3 protein-coding genes and 1 other RNA gene are annotated in these 6481 nt (G+C 67.1%); 1 reads left to right on the forward strand and 3 read right to left on the reverse strand.

The features are described from left to right. An RNA gene (gene rnpB, locus H7290_RS03130) (RNase P RNA component class A) lies at window positions 1-287 on the forward strand; the annotation flags it as partial. Window positions 288-523: 236 nt separating this feature from the next. On the opposite strand, the gene H7290_RS03135 is transcribed toward rnpB, so the two are convergent. From H7290_RS03135 to H7290_RS03145, 3 genes are all read right to left on the reverse strand, one after another. Next, window positions 524-3271: an EAL domain-containing protein gene (locus H7290_RS03135; protein WP_290512557.1), complete on the reverse strand. Its 2748-nt coding sequence runs from the start codon at window positions 3269-3271 to the stop codon at window positions 524-526. After that, a complete protein-coding gene (locus H7290_RS03140; protein ID WP_366927590.1) occupies window positions 3268-5643 on the reverse strand; it encodes a PAS domain S-box protein in 2376 nt (791 codons plus the stop codon). The genes H7290_RS03135 and H7290_RS03140 overlap by 4 nt, the downstream gene beginning before the upstream one ends. A gap of 189 nt (window positions 5644-5832) precedes the next feature. Next, window positions 5833-6481 (reverse strand): MFS transporter (locus H7290_RS03145; RefSeq protein ID WP_290512558.1); only part of this gene is annotated, 649 nt, incomplete at its 5' end.

Here is a 6481-nt window from a genome sequence, read left to right on the forward strand (position 1 = left end):
CCGCGGGAAAGTGCCACAGAGAACAGACCGCCAGCGTCCGCGCTGGTAAGGGTGAAACGGTGGAGTAAGAGCCCACCAGCGCCCGGGGTGACCCGGGCGGCTCGGCAAACCCCACCCGGAGCAAGGTCAAGAGGGAGCCCTTTCGGGGGCTCCTGCGCAGGCGGGCTGCCCGTCCGATGCCTGCGGGTAGACCGCACGAGGCCACCGGCAACGGTGGTCCTAGATGGATGACCGTCCGTCCCGCTTCGGCGGTACGACAGAACCCGGCTTACAGGTTGGCTCGTCTCCCCTTACCTTCTCAGAGTTGTGCTTGTCTTGTTCAGCAGCCGGGTCAGTGCGCACAGAGCCCGCAGGAACCCCAGCGCGGAGTCGATGGCAGCCCGGGCCTGGTCCTCCTGGAGGGCTCCGACCGCACACGGCGTCACTCGCCACCGTCCGCTCGGCTCCGCCCGCAGCGGCACGGGCGGTCAGGTCGGGGGGCAGATTGACGGCCGGGTGCGCTACTCCACCGCTGTCCTCGCCGTCAGGTGGGGATGTCGACCTGGCGGCGTCGGAGCGCGCTACGGACGCGTGACACGAGATCACGCGGCGCGAACGGTTTGACGATGTAGTCATCGGCCCCGGCCGAGAAAGCTTCGGCCTTGTCGGTTGCGTCGGCTCGGCTCGTCAGCATCACGATGGTGCATCCGGCCGTGGACGGGTCGGACCGCAGCGCCTTGCAGACCTCGATGCCAGTCATGTCAGGCATCCTGATGTCGAGGACCACGCAGTCGGGGAGCAGGCGGCGGGCGAGGGCGAGGGCAGCCGCACCGTCGACGGCTTCCACGACCGTGAAACCTCCTGCGGTCAGGCTCATCCGGGCCAACTGGCGAACGTCGGCCGCGTCGTCGGCAACGAGGACCGTCTCGGCGCCCGAGTGTGCCGCCGCCGCCCCGCCAGACCGCTCGCGAGGCAGGCGCTCACCGGCGGCATCGCCGGCGAGGAGCTCGAAGAGGTCCGAAGCCGCCATGGGCCGAGCGAGGAAGTAGCCCTGCGCGAACTCGCAGCCGAGGGAGCGCAGTTTCTCGAGCTGCTCCAGGGTCTCGACGCCTTCGGCCACCACATCGTGGTCAAGCGCGTGGGCGAGGCTGATCACCGCAGCGACGATGGCCGTGTCCTCGGGGTTGGCTCCGAGCCCGTCGACGAAGGACTTGTCGATCTTCACCTCGTCCAAGGGCAGGCGCCGGAGATACGCGAGGGAGGAGTGACCGGTGCCGAAGTCGTCGATGGATACGGCGAGGCCCAGCTTCTTGAGCTCGCCGAGGACGGTGATTGCGGATTCGACGTCGTCCATGACCGTGGTCTCGGTCACCTCCAAGAAGACCCCCGCGGGATCGATCCCGCTGTCGGCGATCGCGGTGCGCACCGTGTCGACGAGCCCAGCCCGGAACTGGCGGGCCGACACATTGATCGCGACGCTCAGCGGCGATGTCCGTGGGAAGGCCCGCTGCCAGGTCGCGCCTTGGCGGCACGCCTCGCGGAGCACCCACGCGCCGATCTCGACGATGAGTCCGCTGGCTTCGGCCGCCGGAATGAACTCGGCGGGGGACACGAGACCCCGCTGCGGGTGGTCCCAGCGCAACAGCGCCTCAACCCCGTCGATCCGGTTGGTCGAAAGGGAAACCCTGGGCTGGTAGGCGAGGCGGAACTCCCCACGTTCGAGGGCATCGTGCAGCGCGTCGTCGAGTGCCCGGGGGGAGGCAGCCTTGTCGTAAAGCTCCACGTTGAAGAACTCATGTCGGGCGCCGCCCCGCTCCTTGGCGTGGCGAAGGGCCGCTTTGGCGTCGAGGATCGGGCTCTCGGGCTCGTTCTCGGTGTCGCCGTGCGCGACAGCGATACCGGCGCTGGCTGCCACCGAGAGGACTCCGCCGCCGGCAGCAATGGGGGCGGCGATCGCGTCGAGCGTGCGGGCGGCGATGGCTGCGGCCGCGGCGGCGTCGGGCACTTCCTCGCAAAGCAGGAGGAACTCGTCAGCGCCGAGACGGGTGGCGGTGCCGTCGGGCCTGACAATCGCGTCGTGCTGGCGTAGTGATGCCTCAAGTCGGTGGGCAACGGCGACGAGCACCTCGTCGCCGACGTCATGACCGAACTCGTCGTTGAATCTGTGGAATCCGTCGATGTCGATGGCGAGCACCGCGGTTGACCAGTCCCGGCGTCGGCCCCGAACAAGGGCCCGCTCGGTCTGCTCTACGAACAGGGCCCGGTTGGCCAGGCCGGTGAGCGGGTCGTGGAGGCGCTCATACGCGAGCTGGGCTTCAGCTACTGCGCCGCGCTGCGCGGTCCGTGATCGCTCGACCGTGCGGGCGAGCAGGGAAGCGACGCTGCGCATCGCAGCGTCGAGCAACCCGTTGGGTGTGATCGGGTCCTTGGAGAAGAACTCCAGGACCGCCACTACCTCGTGCTCCAAGACCACCGGGACAGCGAGCGCCGCCGGGTACCCCGTGTCGTCTTGTGCGAGCGAGGCCTCCGACCGCCAGTCGTCGCGGGCCTCGAACGCCCACTCCGGCCGCTTGGTCTCGAGGGTCCGCTTCGCGAGGCCCGTGCCCGAGCGCAACAAAGTCACCTCGGTGATGCCATGGAGTCGGGCGACCTGTTCTGCTTCGTCGCCGTGCCAGATGCCGCTGGACACAAGCGGCGCCGTGCCGCATCGGTCGGTACGCCACGCATGGCCGACTGGCCAGGAAAACTGTCGGCACACCTCGCCGAGAGCGAACCGCAACTGGTCGTCAATGCTCGCGGCGTCACCGATCCCGAGAGCGACCATGAGGACCAACTGGAACGCCGCCGCTGCCTCTTGAGCGCCATCTTCGGCCAGGGTGATGTCGGTCAGGTCTTGGAGCGTGCCATAGAGCCGGACCACGACTCCGGAAGCATCAACGACGGCCGCCCGGCGGCCCTCAACGAAGCGGACGCTCCCATCAGGTCGCACGACCCGGTGACGGAGCACAAATTCCTCGTGGGTGGCCAGCGGTCGCGCCAGGGCGCCTTCGAGCATGGGCCGATCGTCGGGGTGGACTGTGGCGATCAGACTTTCGTAGGTCGGGTCGAACTCGTGACGATCGAGGCCGAAGATCCGGTAGAGCTCGTCCGACCAGCTGACCCGGTTCTCGGCCACGTCCCATTCCCAGCTGCCGACTCGAGCGAGCCGCCGCGCCTCGGCGAGCTGTTGCTCGCGTTCTTGCAGCTCCTCGATCAGGCGGGAGTCCACCTGCACAAGGCGGGATTTGGTCACACGTCCTCGGGGGGAGCGGCGGCAATACCCCGGTCGGCGCCCTCGAGGAACTCGGCTCGCAGGGCGGCCCGGGCCACCGTGAACGCGTCGTCCAGCCCTGCCACCAACATCGGCACGCCACCGAGGTCGCTAGCCCGGGCTCGCGCGTCGACCTCCCGGCAGCCCTCGGCGACGTTGCGCGCTCCGAAGCTGGCAGCGCTCCCGGCCAGGCTGTGGGCAATCCGTTCTACATCGGCGATGTCGCCATCGAGCACCGCCACTCGAAGGTCAGCGAAAAGCGACTCACTGTTGTCAATGAATGTCGTCACCGCATCACGCATGCCGGCATTGCCCGCCTCGACATCGCGTCCCAAGTCGTGGAGCGAGGCCACGATCATCGGGTCGAGCGGGCCCGAGCCCGCGGTGCCCGACGGTATTTCTCGTGCGGTCGACGGTTGCTCGCCCGACCCGTCGACGTCGATCAGGGCGAGGAGACGGGGTATGTCGAACGGCTTGGTCAGGTAGTCGGTCGCGCCCTGGGCCCGCAACCGCTGCACCTGACCAGGAGTGGCGTCCGCGCTGAGCACGACGACAGGCGTGGCCGAAGTCCGGGGGTCGGCTCGCAGTCCTTGCAGCACCTCCTCGCCGGAAACATCGGGCAGATGCAGATCCAGCAGGATCAGGCTGGGCTGGTGCTCTCGCGCCAAGTCCAAGGCGAGACGACCCTGCATGGCGACGACCAGGGTGATCTCCGGGCGGCGGGCCATGATCCGTTCGACCAGCTTTACGTTCGACAGGTTGTCCTCCACGTACAGCACGGTGCGCGCACGAGCCGAGATCGGCGCCGGCGCCACGGGGAGCGGCAATAGGTCCGCCGGACGCTCTCGGGGTGCGTCGGTCAGTGGCAGCTCCACCCAGAAGGAGCTCCCCACACCCGCTTGGCTCGTCGCGCCGACCTCGCCTCCCATCGCTTTCACCAGATGCTTCGCGAGGGTCAGACCCAGCCCGGTGCCCTCCACGTCAGACTGCTCGGCGCCGAGTCGCTCGAAGGGCAGGAACAGTCGGGCCAGATCGCACTCAGCGATCCCGATGCCGGTATCTGCGACCACCAGCCGGACTCGCCCGTCGCTCACTGCCTCACACACGACGCTCACCTCACCGCCCTCCCGGTTGTACTTCACCGCGTTGGCCAAAAGGTTGACCACCACCTGCTTGAGCCGCTGTAGGTCCGCTCGCACGTATTCTTCGCCGCCAGCCACCAGATCATCGATACGCACCACGCGAGCGGCGGCGAGCGGCCGCACCATCCCGACTGCCGCGCCCACCACGTCGCGCAAGCTCACCGACTCCAATGAAAGCCTCAGCTCGCCGCTCTCGACCCGGGAGATGTCGAGGACCTCGTTGATCAGCCCGAGCAGATGCCGTCCCGCCTTCGTGATGTGCTCAACACTGTCGCGCTGTGCTGTGTTGAGCTCGTCCAGCTCCAGCAGCTGGCCGAATCCCAGAACGGCGTTGAGCGGAGTGCGCAGTTCATGGCTCATGCGTGAAAGGAAGTCGCTCTTCGCGTGGTTGGCTCGGTCGGCCTCCAGACGAGCTAGCTCGAGCTCGGTCTCGGCCTCTTGGCGTTCGGTGACGTCGCGGGCCGCGGCGAAGACGCCGAGGACTGCCCCGCGGGAGTCCTTGTAGACCGACGCGTTGTAGAGCACCTCGGTGAGCCGACCATCTTTATGGCGGATCGTGAGCGGATAGTCGGTGACTGATCCTTCGGAGAAGGCCTGTTGGTAGCCAAGGCGCGCCTGGTCGGGGTCGGTGAAGTAATCGGAGAAGTCTGCCCCGATGAGCTTCTCTCGAGGAAAACCAGTGACTTTGACGGACGCTTCGTTAACGTCAGTGATCTTGCCCTCAGCGCTGATGGTGACAAGGGGGTCGAGGCTGGCCTCGATCAGGCTGCGGGCGTACTGGGAGGCCTGCGCCTTCGCGGTGACGTCGCGGGCGGTGGACGACACGCCGATGAGGTTGCCGGCTGAATCCAGGATGGGAGAGACGGTGATGGAGACCCAGATTTCTGAGCCGTCTTTGCATACCCGAAGCGCCTCGTAGTGAGCGACTCTCCCGCCACCGCGGATGTGATGCAGAATCTCATCCATCTCTTTCGGCCGGTCCGGGTGGGTAAGGACCGACACAGGCTTCCCGATGATCTCATCGGCCGAATAGCCGTAGATGACTTCGGCCCCGTGGTTCCAACTAATAATGATGCCGTCCGGCGTCTTGGCCATAATGGCATCGTCAGAAGCGTCCACGATCGACGCGAGCAAGGCGGACCAGCCCTCTACGGTTTGCGGGACTCCTGGCGTTGACACTGAACCCGCCTGCTTGTCGACACGTGCTGGCACGGGACCGTTCCTCTCTGAAGAGTGCTCCGAAAGCGCCTGTAATTAGTCTTAATTGGTGGGTGCGTCACGCCGCAGGTTGCGGTAGCAGTGCATGGAGGATTTCGGCCTGGTTGTGAAAAACGTGTCTTTGTCGTGGTCTCCGGTTGAGTTCGGCTGCGACCGCCGCCGGTTCGCTGCCCTGGTCCCAGGTCAGGCTGCGGCGAAGGTGCGCGGGCAGGGTCTTGACGAGCTGGCCCAGGGTGATCGCGACCCCGTCGGCCGCCCGACGAAGCCGGCCAGCACAGCAGCCGAGGCGACGAAGGACACAGGTGTGAAGACATCGCTCCAGCCCCAGTCCGGGCCTTTGATCAGACCGAGTGAGAGCAGCCCAAGCGCTGCCGCGAGAGCCAGCGCGCCGACGAGGTCAGGCACCTTGCGCACACCCGGCGAGCGGCTTTCGACCAGTGCCCGGCGGGCGACGATGACGGTTGTGACGCCAAGTGGCAGGTTGATGAGAAAGGCCAGCCGCCAACTGGAGAGTGCGACCATCGCGCTTCCGATCGGCGGGCCGAGCCCGGAGGCGATGGCCGCGGCGGCGCCCCACAACCCGACGCCGTGCGTTCGCCGGAAGAGTCCGAGGCCTTCGACTACCGGCGCTAGAGACGCTGGGATGAGGAGCGCGGTACCCAGGCCTTGCAAGACGCGGAAGGCGATGAGCTGTCCCACCGAGTCGGCGAGGGTGCAGAGCACCGAGGCCAATGTGAAGACGACGAACCCGACAATGAAGACGCGTTGTCGCCCGAGCAGGCCAGCGAACCGGCCGGCCGCAACCAAAAATGCTGCAAGGACGACGTTGAAG

Source organism: Aeromicrobium sp. (assembly GCF_014378035.1).
Classification (GTDB): domain Bacteria; phylum Actinomycetota; class Actinomycetes; order Propionibacteriales; family Nocardioidaceae; genus Aeromicrobium.